The sequence below is a fragment of the Salinadaptatus halalkaliphilus genome, assembly GCF_006543045.1.
GTDB lineage: Archaea > Halobacteriota > Halobacteria > Halobacteriales > Natrialbaceae > Salinadaptatus > Salinadaptatus halalkaliphilus.
This window is the reverse complement of the sequence record NZ_RBZW01000016.1, coordinates 106782-126566: the sequence shown is the minus strand read 5'-3', so window position 1 is coordinate 126566 and position 19785 is coordinate 106782. Positions and strand designations below refer to the sequence as shown.

14 protein-coding genes and 2 pseudogenes are annotated in these 19785 nt (G+C 67.3%); 6 read left to right on the top strand and 10 right to left on the bottom strand.

Annotation, left to right across the window (positions count from 1 at the left end):
- Window positions 1–22: 22 nt before the first annotated feature.
- The 4 genes from D8Y22_RS06165 to D8Y22_RS06155 form a co-directional block, all read right to left on the bottom strand.
- On the bottom strand, window positions 23–1759 hold the full coding sequence (locus tag D8Y22_RS06165) for an ATP-binding protein (RefSeq protein WP_141463829.1): 1737 nt from the start codon (window positions 1757–1759) through the stop codon (window positions 23–25).
- A gap of 113 nt (window positions 1760–1872) precedes the next feature.
- Entirely contained in the window at window positions 1873–2013 is a 141-nt protein-coding gene (locus D8Y22_RS22260; protein ID WP_174811782.1) for a hypothetical protein, read from the bottom strand.
- Between the two features lie 123 nt (window positions 2014–2136).
- The gene (locus D8Y22_RS06160) at window positions 2137–3432 is read right to left on the bottom strand and encodes a hypothetical protein (RefSeq protein ID WP_141463828.1); all 1296 of its coding nucleotides are present in this window, start codon (window positions 3430–3432) and stop codon (window positions 2137–2139) included.
- An 81-nt stretch (window positions 3433–3513) separates the two neighbouring features.
- Entirely contained in the window at window positions 3514–5139 is a 1626-nt protein-coding gene (locus D8Y22_RS06155) for a tryptophan--tRNA ligase (protein WP_141463827.1), read from the bottom strand.
- 216 nt (window positions 5140–5355) lie between these two features.
- Here D8Y22_RS06155 and D8Y22_RS06150 point away from each other — a divergent pair, with 216 nt between their 5' ends.
- The 6 genes and pseudogenes from D8Y22_RS06150 (at window position 5356) to D8Y22_RS06125 (ending at window position 9939) form a co-directional block, all read left to right on the top strand.
- Window positions 5356–6564 (top strand): MFS transporter, encoded by a 1209-nt coding sequence (locus tag D8Y22_RS06150; protein ID WP_174811781.1) that lies wholly within the window; start codon window positions 5356–5358, stop codon window positions 6562–6564.
- Between the two features lie 155 nt (window positions 6565–6719).
- Window positions 6720–7130, top strand: a complete 411-nt coding sequence (locus D8Y22_RS06145; protein ID WP_141463826.1) for a methylated-DNA--[protein]-cysteine S-methyltransferase — start codon at window positions 6720–6722, stop codon at window positions 7128–7130.
- Between the two features lie 48 nt (window positions 7131–7178).
- A pseudogene (locus D8Y22_RS06140) lies at window positions 7179–7549 on the top strand (MarR family transcriptional regulator).
- Window positions 7546–7896 (top strand): annotated as a pseudogene (locus tag D8Y22_RS23310) (type II toxin-antitoxin system PemK/MazF family toxin). Before D8Y22_RS06140 ends, D8Y22_RS23310 begins: the two co-directional pseudogenes overlap by 4 nt.
- Before the next feature lie 54 nt (window positions 7897–7950).
- Window positions 7951–8880, top strand: a complete 930-nt coding sequence (locus tag D8Y22_RS06130) for an ornithine cyclodeaminase family protein (protein WP_141463825.1) — start codon at window positions 7951–7953, stop codon at window positions 8878–8880.
- 93 nt (window positions 8881–8973) lie between these two features.
- Window positions 8974–9939 (top strand): AAA family ATPase, encoded by a 966-nt coding sequence (locus tag D8Y22_RS06125; RefSeq protein ID WP_141463824.1) that lies wholly within the window; start codon window positions 8974–8976, stop codon window positions 9937–9939.
- Window positions 9940–10012: 73 nt separating this feature from the next.
- Here D8Y22_RS06125 and D8Y22_RS06120 read toward each other — a convergent pair whose 3' ends face one another.
- The 6 genes from D8Y22_RS06120 to endA form a co-directional block, all read right to left on the bottom strand.
- On the bottom strand, window positions 10013–12397 hold the full coding sequence (locus D8Y22_RS06120) for a DUF7519 family protein (protein ID WP_141463823.1): 2385 nt from the start codon (window positions 12395–12397) through the stop codon (window positions 10013–10015).
- On the bottom strand, window positions 12397–13761 hold the full coding sequence (locus D8Y22_RS06115) for a DUF58 domain-containing protein (RefSeq protein WP_141463822.1): 1365 nt from the start codon (window positions 13759–13761) through the stop codon (window positions 12397–12399). Before D8Y22_RS06115 ends, D8Y22_RS06120 begins: the two co-directional genes overlap by 1 nt.
- The gene (locus tag D8Y22_RS06110) at window positions 13754–14581 is read right to left on the bottom strand and encodes a DUF7269 family protein (protein WP_141463821.1); all 828 of its coding nucleotides are present in this window, start codon (window positions 14579–14581) and stop codon (window positions 13754–13756) included. The genes D8Y22_RS06115 and D8Y22_RS06110 overlap by 8 nt, the downstream gene beginning before the upstream one ends.
- A complete protein-coding gene (locus D8Y22_RS06105) occupies window positions 14578–17157 on the bottom strand; it encodes a DUF4129 domain-containing protein (protein ID WP_141463820.1) in 2580 nt (859 codons plus the stop codon). Before D8Y22_RS06105 ends, D8Y22_RS06110 begins: the two co-directional genes overlap by 4 nt.
- 154 nt (window positions 17158–17311) lie before the next feature.
- Complete coding sequence (locus tag D8Y22_RS06100) at window positions 17312–18466, bottom strand: tubulin/FtsZ family protein (protein WP_141463819.1); 1155 nt, start codon at window positions 18464–18466, stop codon at window positions 17312–17314.
- A gap of 78 nt (window positions 18467–18544) precedes the next feature.
- Window positions 18545–19594: a tRNA-intron lyase gene (gene endA / locus D8Y22_RS06095; protein WP_141463891.1), complete on the bottom strand. Its 1050-nt coding sequence runs from the start codon at window positions 19592–19594 to the stop codon at window positions 18545–18547.
- Window positions 19595–19785: the final 191 nt, after the last annotated feature.

Genomic DNA, 19785 nt, shown 5'->3' with positions numbered 1-19785 from the left:
CATCAACCCCAACTGTTCCTCACTATCGCGATTGAACCGCTTCTGCGGCCTGGCTCGGTTGTGACGGGGAGGTATCGACTCTGGGCAGATCGATGCGGACCACCGTGCCGCGGGGCTCGTTTTCGACGAACTGCATTTCGCCACCCAGGAGCGTCACGACCCAACGAACCCCCCAGAGCCCGAGTCCACTGCCGTGGACGAGCGCCGACTCTTCGCCCTCCTGAATCGCGGTCCGTTCGTCTTCGGGGATGCCGGGTCCGTTGTCGGCGACCGATAGCCGACCACGTCGATCGGTGCCACCGATCGTCACCTCGAGTCGGGGCGTCTCACCGTCGACGTGTTCGATCGCGTTTTCGATCAGTTCGGTGACGAGATACTCGAGTGCACGGCCGCTGGCTTCGAGAGCCAACGTCGTCTCTATCGAGTACTCGATCTCGACATCGTTGGCCCCACGAGCGTCTTCGACCGCAGCCTCGACGATTGGGGCCACGTTGGTCGAGCCGGTGTATGACTGCTGTGAGGACAGTACGGATTCGATCGCTCGTGCTTTCTCGCCGAGTGCCAGCAACTCGTCGGAGGCGGCCTGGATCTCGTCGGCGACGGCGGCCGGTTCGTCGGTCATGGGAACCCGCTCTGCGTTGCCCCTGACGATCGAGAGTTTGTTCCGGAGGTTGTGTCGCAACACGCGATTGAGAATCCGAATCCGCTGTTCGCGGAGCTCGCGCCTGGTGACATCCCGAAAGCTCAGGACGCGTCCGAGCCACTGCTGGCCGTCGCCCAACTCGGACGTCTGTAAGTCGAACCGGCGTGGTCCGTCCGCCGTCTCCAGGGTCACGATGCCATCGCGCGTGAGGTCGTCTGTTGGGCTGTCACAGACATCCTCGAGCGGCGTTCCGATCGCCGCCGCCGGCGCGAGATCGAGAGTCTCCCGCGTGGCTGCGTTGTAGTCGACGATCCGTTCGCGATCGTCGACGACGACGATGAGGTCGTCGAGTTCGGCTGGAAGCGTCCGTCGGGCGACGGTCCCAGCCGCGACGGCCGAGGAATCGAACACGCCAAAGCGCGTGAGTGCGAGCCAGAGACAGCCCGCGCTGAGACAGAACCCGACGGCGTAGGTACCGACGATCGCCATCGAGCCGGCGGCGTGGCTGGCCGACCAGGCGACGAACGAGGGTAACAGCGGTCCGAACATCGCACCACACAGGACACCAGCAACTCCCGGCCGACACTGTGGGCTAGTGTAACTCGTCTGTAAGAGCGCCACCAGACCGGTGAACGCGAGTGCGTAGACGACGAGACCGAGACTGATGACGACGACCGTGAGCCGACTGGCAACCGGAGTCCCGGCGACGAGTGTGCCGGGCGTCTCGAGCAGTTCGGTCGCGAGCCAAGTATAGAGCGTTTGGCCGGTCAGCGAAACAGTAAAGAGCGCGATCGGGCTCATCAGCGCGACCGTCCGCCAGCCGGTGAGATGGGTTCCGCGCCCGGTGAACTGGAAGACAAACACCAGCCACGGTCCAATGGCCAGATACACCGGCACGCGAACCAGCAGGTGCCAGCGCGCATCCGTCACCTCGAGGCCAACGAGGTGGCCGCCGACAGCACCGACCGCCGCCGTCGCCAGCAGGCCGGCCACGAGAACGAACGCAGCGCGCCCCGGACGATCGGGGCGAGTCGCGCCGAGAGCTGCGGTCCAGTAGAGGCCGGCCCCGGCGAGACCGACTGCTCCCACTGCGATCGCCACGGCCGTTTCTATCATCGACGCTCCCGACTTTCGAGCCAACCGTGCTAAATCTTATTGCAGATTGATAGATGCCGACCGGCACTTCGGGAGCCGTCGCTCGAGCGCCCCACCCAGTCGCTATCTGCGGATTACTCGGCAGGGAGCTGTTCGACACCGCAGGCCTGGAGGACCTGCCGAACGTGGAAGTCCTTCTCCGAGGACTCGTCGGCCTGGAGTGCGGTTTCGAGGTGATCGATGCATTCGTCACTGAGTCTCCGTCGACAGGACATGATATCCAAGAAAGTCACAGTATCCAGTATAATAGTTATCAAATACAATGGTTATTTCGGATGGTTATTCCAGAGTGCGCTCACCGCACTCTCGCCCGGGTGTCGTGGCCGTCGAAGCCGTGCCTACTTCGACGAGACTCGCGTCGTCTCGAGCGAGCCCGAATCGACCCAGACGAACCCCGACTCCTCGGCGGCGGCCGTCGCCTCCTGAATCGCCGCCGGATCAAACGGATTCTCGAACTCGATACGGGTCTCGTCTGGCTCGGTTTCGGGGAGTTCGGGCAGGAACTGTTCGTCCTCGAGCAGTCCGTCGACGGAGATTCGCCCGCCGGCCCCGAGTGCCGCGCCGAGAGCCCGGTACTGGTCGTCGTCGGTCTCCCAGGCGACGTCGCTGCCGAACGAGTCGTTCGAGAGGCGTTTCGTCTCGGTCGTTCCCGAGAGCGTGCCGAGTTCCGACGACGAACTCGAGGACTCTGTCGGTCGGTCGCTCGAGGGAGTCGTCGGTGCGGGGCTCGAGGGAGTCGCGGTCGCTTCGGTCGGCGACTCGGCGCTCGACTCGCCATCACGCACGCGCGACACCGAGGGCGAGCCCCGCAGCTCGAAGCCGTCGGTGTCGGCGTCGGACGATCGCTCGTCGACACCGCCGGTCGTCGTGGCGTCATTCTCACCAGTTGCGGCGGCTGCCCCCACAGCGCGGTCAGTTTCGGCCTCGTCGATGAGCGAGCCGATATCGTCCAGTGTCGACTGACTCCCCTTGCGCTCGCGGCTGTTGGCCCACCCGGGCCAGGGCTCGCTCGTCGGTTCCGCGTCGGTGTAGGCTGCGAGGCCGTACTCGGGCAAGAGCGGCTCCTCGACCGCCGAAATGCGCGAGCCGTACCGATCCTGCAGGCGCTCGAGTTCGTCGTCGTCGACCAGCGCGGCCCGCCAGCGGTCGACGCCGCTCGAGAGGAGGACGAAACTCGCGTCGGTGCCCGCGAGCAGTGACTCGTCGATAGCGTGCAAGATCGCCGGAAAATTGTCCGAGCCCAGCGGCGTTTCGGGGTACTCGGGGGTCGTCTCGCGGCGTCGACCGCGGTGGTCGGTCACGGTTACCGCCATCCGGTCGCCCGACCCCGGCGACTCGCGGGGCTCGAGGGCGAGTGACCAGCCGATCGACTCGAAGGCGGCCCGCAGTTCCGCGGCCAGCGTCTCACGTGGATACCGCGCCGAGCAGCTGATCCCGCGGTCGCTCCGTGCGATCGTCGCCCGGAGGACGGCGGTCCGATCCCGCCCGTCCGACAGCAACGTCTCGAGGGCCGCCTCGAGAGAGCCGGCGTCGCCCTCGTCGGTACGGCGCACGTCCGCCGCCGTGACGCCGAAGGCGCCGAGCACGTCGGCACAGACCAGGAGGTCGTCCGCGTCGCGGGGAGGGCGGGGCATTCGTCCCCACGTTTCACGAACGGACGTATATATGTTCGTCAGACTCGAGCGCCGAGGTGATTGTAGAAGACGACCGGCGACTTACCGCCGCCGCGGCGACTCGAGTTCGATATCCGCTTCCTCGAGTAGTTCCTCGACCTCTTCGCGTTTCTCCTGGTGGTCTGTGAGGAACTCCTGCATCAACTGCGCCGCTTGCTCCTTGCAGTCGCCACAGAGCCGGTCGCCGCCGACGCACTCGTCGTAGACGCGCTTTGCGAACTCGTCGTCGTCGCCGGCAAGCAGGTAGGCGTACAGTTCGTAGACGGGACACTCGTCGGCGCGGCCGCCTTTCTCCCGCTGTTCCTCGGCGGTCTCGCGGCCGCCCGTGGTCGCGGATTTGACCTTGTCGTAGCCGTCCTCGGGGTCGTCCAGCAGGGAGATGTGGCTGGCCGGAATCGAGGAGGACATCTTCCCGCCGGTGAGGCCGGTCATGAACCGGTGGTAGATCGAGGAGGGCGGCTGGAAGCCGTAGCCGCCGGTGTCGACCTCGATCTCGCGAGCGAGTTCTTCGGCTTCGGCGCGATCGATCTCGAAGGCGTCGACGTGGCTCTCGTAGACCCGTTTCTCACCGTCGACGGCATCGATGAGAGCCTCGAAGGCATCCTCGGTCGCCCGCCGATCGAAGAACCTGGTTCGGGGTCGGATCGGTTCCATCCCCGCCTCCTCGAGTTTCGTCAGGACCGAACTGAGGGTGTCGGCGTCGGTCTCGAGCTCCGCAAGCGGCGTCTCCGCGAGCGCGTCGGCGACGTGAGTACACCGGAGTTGGTCGTCGTCGAACTCGGCCGGATCGAGTCGGTCGTAATATTCGGCGACGAGGTCGCGCTCGTCGGGCTCGAGTTCGAAGCTGGCGTAGGCCTCGCTGACCTTGAAATAACGCATCCGCTCGGCCAGATCCCGTGCCAGCCGGACGTGGGGGTCCTGGTCGGGGCCGACGGGGATGACGGTCGGTTTGGGTTCCTCGAGTTGCGGGTAGAGGATGTCGGCCATCTGGGTGACGACCGACTGCATGTGGGAGACGTCGGTCTCGCCGTCGAAGCCGTAGATCGCCTGGAACTCCGAGAAGTTGGCTTCCGCGCCCAGATCGAAGGCCAGATCCTGCACCTCGCGGTTGGTCGACTGCCGATAGAGGGTCCCCTCCTCGGGGTCGAAGCCGAGCGCGAGCAGGGACAGCAGGTAGCTCCGGGCGTGTTCGTCGATCTCCGCCCAGCTCATCCCGCGGGCGGAATTCGCCTCGAGGTCGGCGATCAGCGCGTAGGCGTCCGCCCCCTGCTGTTGGTGCCAGATGATCTCGTCGAAGACGAGCTTGTGACCGATGTGGGGGTCGCCGGTCGGCATGAACCCCGAGAGGACGGCCGCCGGCTCGTCGTTTCGGAGCGCTTCGGCGACCGGCCCGAAGTCCCGGTGACCGAAGATCACACCCCGGCGCATCAGGTAGTGGGGGTTCGCCACGTCGGGGAGAATGTCGTCGAACTCCTCGATACCGAACTCCTCGAAGAGGTTGCGGTAGTCGGAGACGCTCGAGGATCCCCAGGGGTCCAGTGCAACGTCGTCGGCACCTGCGGCGCCACCGTCGGGCCGAAGCCCCGGCTGTGGATCTGCGGTCCCATCACCTCCATCGGTCGGCGGTTCCCCTGACTCGGACTCCTCGAGTGGGTCGTCTCCGGTCATTACCACCGTCTTGGCGCTCGGGCGCGCAAAAGCCTTCGCCTTCGGGTCGACATCGTAGCGATTGCCTGCGGCGCTTTGGATCGGTACTCGAGGTGGAGCGTCGCTGGTCGGTTGTAAAACGAAACGATCGATATCGGGGGATAGAACAGGAAAATGCCGGGGGCGAAGCCAGTTACTAAGAGCGACTGGACTCGAGGCTGGGCTAACGATTGTTCGATGGATGTTCGGTCGGTACTCGGGCAGGAGGTGCGGGGATTGTGGGGCAATGGGACGGGCGTCTCCCTCGTCGCGATCGCGACGGCTTGGGGACTGCTGGTCGGAACGCGCATGGTCCTACCGGTCGTGCTCCCGTACCTGCAGACAACCTACGGGTTGAGCCTCTCCGTCGCGGGACTGTTGGTCTCTATCCTGTGGCTGTTCGGCTCGATCGGGCAGCTGCCGGCCGGCATCCTGGCGGATCGATACGACGAGCGAAAGCTCATGCTCGTGGGGACGACGGTCGTCGCCATCGCGGTCGGCGTCATCGTCGCGTCGTCCTCGGCGATCGTCCTCTTTCTCGCGACCGCGGTCTGGGGACTCGGCCACTCGCTGTATCCCATCGCCCGCATCACGATCCTCTCGAACCTGTACGCCGAGCGACTCGGGAGCGCACTCGGCGTGACGATGGCGACCGGCGACATCGGCCAGACCGTCCTGCCACCGATTGCCGCCGCGCTGGCCGCCGCCGTCGCGTGGCAAGCGGGGTTGGGATTCGTCGCCCCGCTGTTGTTGCTGGGCGGGGTCGTTCTCTACGTCGCCGTCCCGGCCCAGCCCTCGAGCGGAGCCGACGGCCAGACCCAGTCACTCGGCGATACCCTCGCCGTCTTCGGCGAGCTACGAAACCCCGGGCTGGGTTTCATGGCGGGCATCCTCTTTCTCTATATCTTCATCTGGCAGTCGTTTACGGCCTTTTACCCGACCTATCTGACGACCGTCAAGGGCTTCTCGCCGGCGGTCTCGAGTCTCCTCTTTGGCTTCTTCTTCGCCGTCGGTGTCGTCGTCAAACCGGTCGCTGGCGCCTCCTACGACCGCATCGGGATGCGAGGGTCGCTCGTGGCCGTCCTGTTGCCCTCGGTCGCCGGCTTTCTCTTGCTTCCGCTGCTCGACAACCTCTGGTTGCTCGTCGGCGTCACCGCCCTGATCAGTACGATGCTCGGTTCCGGGGCGGTCACCCAGTCGTATCTGGCCGACTCCTTCTCCGCGGAGAAACAGGGGACGGGACTGGGTGTCGTCCGCACGACGTCGGCGACGCTCGGTGCCGGCGGGCCGGTCGTCTTCGGCGTCGTCGCCGACTACGGCTACTTCGATCAGGGATACGTCGCGCTGGCCGCGATCATGGCCGGCGTCATCCTGCTGACGCTGGTGATGCCACAGGCCGACAGCTGAGTACCCTCCCAAGCGTCGACTGCTGGGTCGAACCGACACCCGCCAACTGGTTCGACCCAGCAGTGCAGGCTTGGGAAGCCACTGAGTCGAGTTCGTCGCTACTCGGAACTGGTCGGCGTCGAGAGCATTACGATACTGGGGCGACGACAGCAGGTATGGAAATCCACGTCCGCGAGCACGACCGGGAGATCGACGCCTCGCTGATCGCCGAAGATGCGGAAACGATCCGCAAGCAGGTGCGTGAGTATGACGCGGGCGAACGCGAGACGTTCACCCTCGAGATCGCATACCCCGAGACGTTCACGGGCGAAGTGATGCGAGCGATGATCGACATTCCCTACGGCGAGACGCGAACCTACGGCGACCTCGCCGCCGACCTGGACACCGCTGCCGTCGCGGTCGGGCAGGCTTGCAGCCGGAACCCGATCCCCGTGATCGTCCCCTGTCACCGCGTCGTCGGCGCCGACTCGCTGACCGGCTATGGGGGCGGCCTCGAGTTGAAGCGGCAGCTGCTCGCACTTGAGGGAGCAGCCGTCGTTTCCTCGCCGTCACCGGACTCACAGTAGTTTCGCGAGGAACACATATAACGGTCCATACAGTAGGTACAGCTACCGATGTCGATCGACCGAGACACGTTCGAGCGCTCGAGCGAGGCCGAACTCGAGGATCTTTCGGCCACGGACCGCGTACTCGGATTTCTCGCGACGAACGACGACAGGGCGTTCAAGGCGCGAGAAATTGCACGGCGGATCGAGGTAGACGACGGTGCGGTGAGTACGGCACTCTCTCGGCTGAAAATCGGGATCTCGTCGAACACAAGGGGCAGTACTGGGCGATCACAGACGACGAACGGGTACGACGCCACGACGGATACGCTCGCGCAACCGCGCTGTTCAACGAGCAGTTGGGAACCGAAGACCGTGCGGACTGGCAGGCACACGCTCCTGACAACCCTCATCCGAGTCTCACGGATGATGATCAGTGACCGGCGACCCTCCAATTTACGAGCCATGTGACGTCGTCTACGGGGCAGACCCGTACAAGGGAGACGAGGCCGCACGTCCCTGGCTTGTCATCACAAATCACGACGACCGGCCGTTTCACGGCCAGCAGTATATTTCACTTCCGTTGACGACAAGAACGTGAATGGACGGGCTCGTGGAAATCGAATCGGACGCGTGGATTCGGGGAGCCACACCAGACGACAGTCGCATCGTCCCGTGGGGCGTCCAATCGATCGACAGTGCGGACATCGACTTCTGGCAAGGACGGCTCGAGGAGACGGTCGTCGCGGAGGCTATCGCTGCTCTCGTCGAACAAATCCAGCTCTGAGAGTGTCTCCGTCGATACACTACTGTTATACTGATCCTGACCTATCGTCACCGTATGACGTCGTTTCCGATACTGACAGACGGCGACGTGTACTCGAGCTTCGAGTACGAGTGGGTGCTCGAGGCCATGCGCGAGGCGTTCGTCGAACGCGCGGCGGGCACGCTCGAGGCGCCGCCGCGGTGGCGCGTCGACGCCGGCGAGGGCGAGCTCGTGTTCACGGCGGGGGCGGCGACCGGAGCGGTCAACGCCGCCGGCTTCCGCGTCTACGAGACGTTTCCCGAGACGGGAGCGGACCACACCGCACTGGTGGCGGTCTTCGACGCGACGACGGGCGCGTTCGAGGGGTTACTCGCCGGCTACGCCGTCGGCGGGCTGCGGACGGGCGGGATCGGCGGCGTCGCGGTCGACGCGCTGGCTCCCGACGACGCACAGACCCTCGGCGTCCTCGGCTCGGGCTTTCAAGCGCGTTCGCAGGTCGGGGCGGCCTGTACAGCCCGGTCGTTCTCGGACGTCCAGGTCTACAGCCCGACACCCGAGCATCGCGACTCGTTCGCCACGAAACTCGACGACGAGGGCGATCCGTCGGTTCGCGCCCTCGAGGATGCCGAACCCGTCGTTCGCGAGGCCGACGCGCTGCTCTGTGCGACCGACAGCACGGGGCCCGTCTTCGACCCCGACTGGCTCGAGGCCGGCACCCACGTGACGACCATCGGACCGAAATATCGGGACGCACACGAACTCCCGCCGGCGGTCCTCGAGCGGGCCGACGCAATCGCGACCGATTCGCTGCCCCAGCTCGAGGCCGGCGACCGACCCTCGCTACTCTCGAACGACCAGCTCGATCGGACCGTCGAACTCGCCGAGGTTCTCGAGTCGCCCGATTGCGGTCGCGACGGCGCCGACGAGATCACGCTGTTCTGTTCGGTCGGGCTCGCCGGCACCGAGGTCGTCCTCGGAAAGCGACTGCTCGCGGAACTCGCGTAGTCGTCGACGGCTCTCGCCGACAGCTCGCCCGCCGTTTACGAGAACGGTGAGTCGCCAGTACGTTGATGGTACTCGGGCGGCCAGTTTCGAGCGATGCCAGACGATGTCGCCTCGCGGTCGGCGAGCGAGCGGTGTTCGGCGGTCGTATCGAGGATCGCCGACGCAGTGATCACCGACCGTGAGTTTCTGGAACACGTCATGACGGCCGTGTTGGCCCGCGGCCACGTCCTCTTAGAGGACGTTCCGGGGACGGGCAAGACCCTGACGGCGCTGACGCTCGCCGAGGCGCTGGGCCTCGAGTTTTCCCGCATCCAGTTTACGCCCGACTTGCTCCCCAACGATATTACCGGCTCGCACATCTTCAACGAGCAACACGCCGCGTTCGAGTTCGCTCGCGGCCCGGTGTTCGCCAACGTCGTGCTGGCCGACGAGATCAACCGGGCCCCACCCAAGACCCAGTCGGCTCTACTCGAGGCGATGGACGAGGGCCAGGTCACCGTCGACGGCACGACCCGTGAGCTACCCGACCCCTTCCTGGTGATCGCGACCCAGAACCCCGTCGAGCAGGAGGGCACCTTCGAACTCCCCGAGGCCCAACGCGATCGCTTCATGATCAAGAGTTCGATCGGCTACCCCGGGATGGATGGCGAACTCGAGTTGATCGACCGCCGGAGTCGCCGGGAGACGAAAACGCCCACCGTTGAGCCGGTTCTCGACGCCTCGGGTGTCCGGGCGCTACAGCGGGTCCCCGAAGGCGTCACGATGGACCAACGGGTTCGGGAGTACCTCGTGGAGTTGGCTCGCGCGACGAGGGACGATCCCAGAGTCGAGATCGGTATCTCGCCGCGGGGCATCCAGCGCTACTACGAGGCCGCCAGAGCCCGCGCGGTGATCTCGGGCCGGGAGTACGTCGCCCCTGACGATGTCAAGCACATCGCCGAGCCGATCATGCAACATCGGCTCGTGCTGACGACCGACGCCCAGATCGAGGGCGTCGACGGTGGCGCAATCGTTCGCGACGTACTCGAGCGCGTGCCAGTACCGGCCGTCGATCCGTAGCGTCGCAGAGTCACGCGATCTTGCGTGCCACTCGAGTCGAGCGCCATTACACGACGAGCGTCGACACCCACAATTACGGTTGGTCGGCCGACCAACGAGCGATGTCGGCGCCGCTCCCCGCGAACAGAATTGCAACGGCGAATCCGGAAACTGCGGTCGAGAGCACGGTGAGCGTGTGGCTACCCGGTATTCCCAGTCCAGCAGTGTAGCCGATCGTCGCCAGCGTCGTTAGCGCTCCAGCGTAGCCGGTGGCGACCCCGGCAACGACCGGGACGAGATCCAACAGTCGCTCGGGACTGGTGGCGGTGGCGTACAGATAGCCGGCGGCACCCACCACAGCGCCGGGAATAGGAACGGCGGCAAGCAGCGAGGGCGAAAGCCCACCCTGTAAGAGATGTCCGATCACCAGCTGTCCATCGAACCACACGAACAGATGGATCAGTCCGTAACTCCCCAGCCCCGCGGTGACGATATCGGCCGTCGGGTGATTCGGCGGTCCCTCGACGAACAGGAGAAAGATCGTTACCAGCGCGATTCCGACGAGCGTCGTGACGATACCGTAGGGAACACCCTTCAAAAAGACGAACAATGCCGTCGTCTCCGTCCGGGGCGTTTCCGCCGGTTCGGTGCGATCCGTTCGGGTCGACGCCACATCGTCGCCCTCCGCGGCCGTGTTCGTCTCCCGGTTCGGCGTCGGATCGTCACCGCTCTCGATCCCGTCTCCCCCGCGTGATAGCCCGTCGGTCCGCGTCCTGGTCGCTCGTCGCTTGAGTACGACGATGACGACGACCAGCGCCACGACGAGACTGAGGACGATCGTGATGCCCGTCTGGACGGCGATCGACTCGAGCGCCGCGGCGAGTCCGAACGCGAGCGCGACGCCGCAGAGACCCACGACAGCCGTGCCGGTCGTGTGTGCGACTGCGGGCAGTCGAACCGACGTTTCTCGACCTATTTCTTCGGTGATCGAAACGCCGTAGAGGGCGCCGTCCCAGACGACGATCGCACAGACGACGGCCAGACAGACGATCAGCGGGCCGGCCCCCGCCACCGCTGCGAGGATACTCGCGCCGACGAGCGCGCTGGCCCCGAGCGCACCCGGCGTCGCCCGCCGCGGCAAGAGGTGAATCGCCCCGAGTAGCGAGACGATCAGTAACACCGAGACGATCGTCCCCACGACGGCCGTCGTCGCGGCGGCTGCGACTGCGATCCCGCCCGGCGGCTCGAGCGTCGCGAGCAGTTGGTGTGGCGGCAACGCCGCACCGGTACCTGGGAGGGAAAACAACTCGCCGTCGGTCAGCGCCCCCTCGAGTTCGGGACGGACGAACTGCTCGAATAACGGCGGGTAGGCGACGATCACGAGCGCCGAGGCGAGCGTTCCACCCGCGAAGACCGGTCCCCACGTGGCCAGGGCGCTGTGTCGAAGCCGGCCGAGCACCGGAACGTTCGACAGCACGAACAGGACGAGCAACGTCACGATACACGCCAAGATGAGCGCGCGAAGCCACCCCGCCGACGTCACCGCGAGCATCGCGGCCTCGAGTTGGGGAGAGATATCGTCGAGATAGGGCACGCCGACGGCGTCTTCGGCCGCGGCGAGGACGAACGCGACGCCACCCGCCAACAACAGGACGACGCCACTGATCCTCGCCTGCGCGGCGACGGCCTCGATCCTGCGCCGCGCCGTCTCGCGTCGGTCCCGCGGGAGCAACTCGGGGATCGGGAGCCGAGTGACGACGACCGACGCGAGCCAACAACAGCCGACGACCAACGCGACGAAACTCGCCACGCCGGCGGCGGCATCCACGGGCTCGAGCAGTCGCTCGAGGACGAGTGCGCCCCTGCTGGTCGCTCCACCGAGTGCGCCCTCGAGCAGCCGCGAGCGGACGGGGTCCGTATAGAAGGCGGCGGTCGCTGCGATCGGGATCGTCGTCAGGACGGCCACGGGAATCGCCGAGCGCACGGCACCGTCGCCGATCGCCCCGGTAACGGTCGCCGTCGCGCCGAAGGCCGCGAGCGCGAGCGCGAAAACGAGACCGATTCGGGCGCCAACGGCCGTCGCGCCGCCGGCGGCGACGGCCGCCACGCCGATCGCCGCGACCAGTCCGATCGCGGCCAACACCGCGAGGGCGCTGGCAATCGCCCGCCCGCCCGGAGTACGCCGTTTCGCCGCCGTGACAGTCGCCGTCAACAGACAGCCGGTCGCCACGGCGAGGATGGCCGGCACGAGCACATCGACGCCGACAGCGAGCACGAGAACGCCCACGACCGTCGCGAGGATCGAGCCGACTGCGGTGCCGGGCGCACTGATCGTCTCCGCAGCCACCTGGTTCCGATTCCGCGTCGACCCTGCCCGATCTCGGGGCTCGCTCGAGGGCTGGCGTGGTTCGGCGGCCCCGCTCGAGGACGGCCCCGACTCGGTCTGGGTGCTCGAGGCCGACCCCCGTTCGGTCGCCATCAGCGAATCACCTCGCCGAAGCCACGACCCAGCGCGCTCGCAAGCGGGGTGTCGGGCTCCCAGTCGCTTACGGGGACGTCGAGCCGTCCCAGCCGCTCGAGGCGTGACTGACGGCGTATCGCGGCGAGGCGCGCGCCGGCATCGTCCCGGCCGGTGACGTTCGGCGAGATCGTCGACAGCGTATACCCGCGTCGCCGCAGCGCGATCGCCAGATCGACGATTTCGTCGTCGACTGCGGGCGTACAGACCACGAGCTGTGCGCGCTCGGGAAGCAACGTCTCGAGGTGATCGGCGGTCCCGTGACCGTCGGCTCGAGCCGTCGCGCCCTCGTCGGACTGGCGAGAGCGGCCGGTTGCACAATCGGATTTGGGCTGGCTCGAAGCGACCCCATCGGCAGCGGTCGCTCGAGCGGCGACCGCATCGCAGACGCGGGCGATACGGCCGCCGACGTCGACGCCGCGGCCGGGCTCGACGTAGGCTGGCGGGCCCGTGTAGACGCCGGGAACGTCGCCGCGAACGCCGAGGCCGACGACGCCGACGGTGTGGCCGGCGTCGATCAGCGCGCTGGCCGTGACGACGCCCGCGTATGCCGCGAGCGTGATGCCGTCGGGATGACCCGGCGCGGCGGCGACGCGGGCGGACTGGCGACCGTCCACGATGACGACGACGGTGGCCGCCTCCTGCTCGCGATAGAGGACGGTCCCGAGTTCGCCGGTGCGGGCGTACCGTCGCCAGTCGACGCGGTTGAGGGGATCGCCCCGCTGGTAGTCCCGCGTCGAGTGAAACTCGTTGCCCGGCCCGCCGCTGTCGGTCGCGACCGCGCCGGCGACCGCGATCGTGTCGCGCTCGACCGGGAGCCCGTCTACCGGCACGCGACACTCGAGGTCGTCGTCGCCCGTAACCGGACACGCCGCCGTCGCGACAGCCGTCGCGCTCAGGCTGCGAACGCGGACCCGGGTGTCGCCGAAGGCGTAGGACCCGCGTCGGGGCTGGAGCGTATACGAGAGCGTCGTCTCCTGGCCGGCCCGCAACGTCGCACCGGCGCGTGGGGAGCCCTCGACGACCTCGAGTTCGTCGGGGACGCCGTCGACGATTCTGACGTCCGGCAGCGTTCGCCGACCCTCGTTTCGAACCGTGAGCGTGACAGCGACGCGCTCGCCGGGAAGGGGTCGGCGTGGCGAACACTCGCGTTCGACCGACAGCGCGTCTGTGGGGTCGGGAATCGACGACAGCGCACCGTAGCCCAGATAGGTAATGGGGACGATCGCCGCCAGCAACAGCGCTCGCGACCCGACCAGCAATCCGGCGGTCGTCAGCACGATGGTGGCGACGACGCCGGAGTGCCACCGGGAGACCCTACGCATGATCGACCTCCGTCGGATCGACCGCGTTCGCGACGGCGTCGCCCTCGGGTCTCGTCCCGTCGGACTCGTCGCCATGACCGCCCGTTCGGGTGACAGCGCCGTTCGCCGGAGTCGCCGCGTACGCCTCGAGTTCCGCGAGGGTTCGCTCGAGTCGTCGATCGAACGTCCGGCCGGGGAACAGCCACCGACGGAGTCGGTGCCAGATCGAGAGGGTGCCCGCGGCGTCGTCGCCAAGGAAGACGGCGGCGACCCGATCGTCGGTCCACGCGCCCCGTCGAACCCGGTCGGCGGCGGCCTGCCTCGAGCGGCCGCGAGCAGTTTCGACGGTTCGCAGGGTCGCTCGCAGCTCCTCACGAACGGCGTTGGTGTCCGCTTCGTCGCCGCGTTGCAGCGACGCGATCGTCCCCTCGATCCGATCGGTCGTCCGCTGGCCGACGATCGCGACGGTGTCACTGCCGGCCGTCGCCGGCTCCTCGAGCGCTGTTCCGGCGGTCGGATCCCGCGGTTGCTCGCTTTCGATCGCGTCTCGGGGCGTCTTCGCACCCCCGACGTTCGACTCTCGAGCCGTCGCTTCTCCTTCGATGCCCGGATCATGAACGTCGTCTGCGCCCGAGAAGTAGGCACGCCACACCGCAAACAGGGCGACGACGAGGCCGATCGCCAGCAACGCTCGATCGGTGTCGACGGCGCTCTCGATACCCTCGACCGTCTCGAGGACGGTCGGCGGGAGCATCGTCGGTGCCGTGGCGAGAAGGCCACCGAGCGCGAGCGTACCCACCGCGACGAGTACCAGTACCGCGTCAGTTACCGACCGGCTCACGTCGACTCACCTCCTGCCGGTCGGGAACTGTCGACGCCGTCGGTGCCGGTATCGTCGCCGCTGTCGGTTCGGGTATCGTCATCGCCGTCGGTTGCCGTCTCGTCACCGCTGTCGGTTCGGGCGCCATCGACCGATCGAACGGCCGTCTGCACCTCCTCGAGTCGGTCTTCGGAGGGACTCGAGCGACCGTACTCGGTGTCCCTGAACGTATCGACAACGGTTCGAACCGGCGGCTCGGGAAACCCCTTCTCGATCGCGTAGCGTCCGATTTCGCCGGGCGTTTTCGTACGGAGCCGAGGCGGTCGAACCAGGGCCAGAAATTCCTGCCAGAGCTCTCGGAGGGTGCCGACCTGGTCGCCATCCCGACCAGCGCGATCATCGCTCGCGCTCCCGCCGCTTCCGGACGAAACCATCGATTCGGGTCCGGATCGCGACGAACGAATCAGCGATCGGACTACGCCGACGATGGCGGCGTAGAGTCGTGCGGGATGGATCGCCGCGAGTGCATCGAGACCCTCGGCGGCGAGTTCGCCCGGCAGTGCGTACAGCCAACGCCCGGCCCGACGGAGCGCTCGCCAACCGCCCCGAATTCGGGCGGCGAGCCAGCGCCCGAGTCGCTCGAGTGCGCCGGCGAGTCGGACGACGGCGTCGACCGCGAACCGACCGAGCGCATGGAGGAGTTCTCGAGCCCGCCGGTAGAGCCTCGTCGGCAGCGAGCGGGCCGCAGACGCCGACGCCCCGTACCGGCGGACGAGTGTCGCGGCGACGAGCGCGAGCACGCCGACGACAGCTGCTCCTAGGATCGCGGCGTTGCGATAGAGCCCGTCGACGGTCGTCTCGGTCGTCGCCCCGTCGTACTGGGCCGCGATCGTCGCCTCGCTCGCGACCGGCAACTGGACGGCAACCGTTCCGTCCGCACCCGTCTCGGCGACTGGCTCGCCCTCGAGCGAAACCGTGGCGTTTGCGACCGGCCCATCGCCGTCGGTGACCGCGGCGTCGACGGTCCGCCCGGGGACGGGGAGCCGATCGCTGACCGCGACCGAGAAGTGCCGAACGTCGAACGTCCGCTCGGCGCGAATCTCGTCGCGCTCGACCGCGACCGTCGCGTTCTCGCGGTCCTCGGGCACTTCGATCGTCGCCGTGCCGTCGATGTCGGTCGTCCCATACTCCTCGCCGTCGACCAGCACCATCCCGTCGGGGATCGGATTTCCGTCGACCGTCGCGGTCACCGTCCGCTCGCTGCCGGCGACGAACTCGCCGTCGACCTCGAGGGTCGTCTCGGCGTCCAACTGGATGGTCGTTCGCGTCTCGTTGTCCCACTGCTGGATCGCGCCGACGCTTCCACCCGAAAACTGCCTCGCTCCGCTCCCGCCCGGTGTGCCCGTGCCACCCGGTACACCCCCGCCACCGCGGACGACCGAGGCCTGGGTCGCTCCCGACGGATCGATCTGGACCTCGAGTTCAGTCGTGAACGGAACCGTCCCCGTTACCCGACCGTCACCGTCGGTCGTTCCGACGGGCTCGCCGTCGAAAAAGACCGTCGCGCCCTCGAGCGGGTCGCCGTCTTCGGTGATCGTGGCCGTCGCCTCGCTGCCGGGACTCGGCGAGTCCTCGAACGAAATATCGTAGGCAGCCCCCGTTTCGCCGCCTTCGTCGCCATCGTCCGGCCCGTTTTCCCCGTCGGTTCCGTCGGCGGCATCGCCCCCGGGCTCGTCGCCGTTCTCGTCCGCACCACCGTCGGCACCGTCTCCGAGGTCGCCGTCGTCGCTACCGTCGGTAGCGTCCCCGTCCACGTCGTCCGTGAGGTCGACGAGGTCATCGTCGGCATCGCCACCACCCGGTTCAGTGTCGTCTCCGGACGCACCGTCGTCGATATCTCCGGGGTCGCCACCGTCACCAGCACCCGTTCCGAGTTCGTCACCGTCACCGGATTCACCATCTCCTGGCACGTCGCCGTCACCGGCCCCGTCGCCGTCCGCTGGCTCACCACCGCCGAACCCACCGCCCTCACCGATTTCGTCGCCGTCGCCGGGTTCGCCGCTACTGCCGGCCAGCTCTCCATCGTCGAACTCGTCACCGTCTCCCGGTTGGTCGGCCCCATCGGGACTACCGCCGTCGGACGCATCGGCATCCTCCGCGTCCGCTCCGCCGGGATCGTCGCCGACTTCGAGGGCGTCTCCCTCGGTGCCGTCGCCGATAGCCGATCCGTCGGCGCCGTCGGCGTCCCCGGGCGTGTCGGCGTCGTCCAGATCACCGTCGGCCACCGCACCGTCTCCAGCCTCCGGGTCGCCCGCCACGGTGTCGTCGCCGGCGCCGTTCGTACCGTCTGCGGCCTCGCCGCTCGAGGCGCCATCGGCGTCCGCGCCATCCGGCGCCGTCTCGAGGTCGGTGAATCCGGACTCGCTCCCGGCATCCGGGCCCGCCTGTGACGGTCCACCGAGGGAAACGCCGCCGAGAGCCGGGATCGCAACCGCTGCCAGCGCCAAAATCAGGAGCGCGAGCGCGACCAGACCGAGCTGTCCCCAGTCCGGCCGGTCCGGCCCGGACGTCACCGCACCCTCGTCAGTCCCCTCCATGTACACACCGGAGCAATCGTCCTACCGTCACGCACTCCGGCAGAACCAATAAAAATACTGTCCGAGACGGATTCGTACGGACTGCTTACGTCGGTTCCAGCGCACCCGCGACCCGGGCGGCGGGTGCACCGGTAAATCGTTACAGTAAACCGTATCACTCGCCCGCCCGACGCCGATCGAGCGGCTTCGTCCTCGAGCGAAGGGCCGCGAGTCGGCCCGCGGGCTCGACGCCGGCGAGCAAGACGACCGCAAAGACCTGGTCGCTGTCGGGACGCGGGGCGTCACCGCTTAGAATCTCGGCCGAGCCGGTCGCCGACTCGAGCGTCGAGCGGCCGTCGGCGATCGCCTGGCGGTTGAGCCACGCCGGCGGGCCACCGACGACCAGCAGTGCTCGATCGGCATCGCCGCGATCGCACTCGAGGGTAAGCTTGCCCCGCAGCCCTTTCTGGATCGTCGTCTCGATGGCGCTGATCGCCGTCGTCGTGTCGACGCTCGTCTCCGCCGAAAAGAGCCCCAGCCCGAATCGGGAGCCGCCGTCGTCGGTCTCGACCTGCTGTTTGCCGTAGCCGATCGTCGCGATCCCCGTCTCGTCGCCGAGAATGCGCGCGACGTCGTTCGCGTCGATGATCGTCTCCGCACCGCTCGGTTCGTCCGTCCCGCTCGCGGTCGCCGTGAAAAACGCCAGCACTCGGTCGGCCAGCTCCCGGTTGAGGCGATCGCGCGCCTCGAGTACTGTCTCCGAACTTCGGAGCCACTCCTCGTTGTCGAACGCGATGACGGCATCCGCGCTCCCTTCGAGGCGCTCGAGCGTGCGAACAGCGTTTTCCTCGGCCATCGGCCGCGTCTCGGCGTCGGACCCCGACCCGGACCGATCGTCGCTCGACGGCTCGAGTTCGCTCGTCGCGGGCAGCGTCGCGAGGACGTAGACCGGCTTGTCGTACAGTCGTTGCAGATTCTCGACGAGCGCGGGGACCGTCCCGCCGCCGGTCGCCCCGCCGAGGCCGACAGCGACGACGAAAGCGTCCGCGATCGAGGGCTGGCCGTCGTCGAGGTGACGACTGAGTTCGTCGACGTGCTCCTCGCCGACGGTGAACCCGCGCTGGAGGTTGCCGTTGAGTCCGTTCTCGATCGTCTCCCCGTACCGAAATCGGCGTGCGACCGGGATCGACTGCAGGGCGGTCACGTCCTCGCCGTCGACATCGAACGCGAACGCCGTCCCGACGACCGACCGCTCGGCCGGATCGCCCGCGTGAATCGCATCGGCGATCCGACATCCCGCGGCGCCGACACCGATCACCTCGAGTTGCATATGGGGAGCTATCGGCTGTTGGGGTTTTTACGTTTCCGACCAGCACCGTTGGCGGCGATCATAGCGCGTGCGAGCAGCTTACGGCGTTAGGCGCTCGATCGACCACCACTCGATGTGGGACGAATCATCGACGAGCGCGAACACCATCGTCTTGCGGACGCCGTGTGCGAGGCGCACGTCGAGAGCGAGATCCCGCGGTTCGAAGGCGGCGTCGGCGGGGTGGACCCGAATCAGCAACTCGGAGTGACCCAGCTCGTCGACCGACTCGACATCGGCGTAGGTCCGAAAGTCCGCGCCGAACTTGTAGCCCGTCTTGGGAACGATATCGCGCTCCCGAAGCGTCGTGTAGACGGCGAGGCGTCGGTCGAACCGCTCACCTTCGACCTCGCGTCCGCGTTCGCGGACCGTCTCCGGCTCGAGCGCGAGCGCCCCGCGTTCGGCCAGGTAGGCCGCCTCGAGCAGCGAGCACTGCAGCGTCGGCCGGTCGTACTCTCGCCCCTCGAGGGGCTGGCCGTAGAACGACTCCTCGTAGAGCTCGAGCGGGGGCTCCCAGACGACGACCCGATCGGCGAGGAGGTCAGCGGGGCAGTCTTCGGGAACCGGGGCGTCCGTCGATCCCTCGGGCTCTCGCGGACTGATGTCGAAGTAAGTGATCTCGCTTTCCTCGTCGACGACCGCGAGGACGCCGTCGGCGAGGTCGCTCGCGGGGACATCGGTTCGCTCGCCGATCACACTCAGCGGATAGGCGATCTCGCCGTCCTGTGGCCCTTTGCCGCGCGGGAAGACGGCGAAGTCGGTCGCCGGTGGATCGTCGACCCACGGCTCGGCCGCCGGCGAAAGGTAGAATCCGCGCTCGCGCAAGTCGGCGTAGACCAGAAATCGAACGCCGAAGTCGCCACCGGGCTCGCGGCTGGCGAACGCCCGAAACGACAATCGGTCGCCCGACTCGTCGACGACCGCCTCGAGGTCGTCCCGAAAGAGCAGATGGGCCGCCTCGACCGGCGCCAGCGCGATCTCGTTACCCTCGAGTGGGTAGCCATAGCCCCGCGAGTCGTAGTACCGCTGGCGAGCGTCGCCACCGACGCGGACGATGCCCGCTTGCTCGTCGAATCGCCCCTCGAGTCCCATACTCGAGGCTTGTTCGTCCGACATTAAGTGACTGCGGATCGCTCTTCGTGCAGTCGCGTGGTTGCTGCGCTCGGTGCGCGTCTGCCGGCGATCTCCATAGCGATCGATGGCAACACCGAGCGCGGTCGGCAGGCCGAAATAAATGAAATAGTTACATTTGATCGAAAGATGATGGAGAAAACGACTATGTT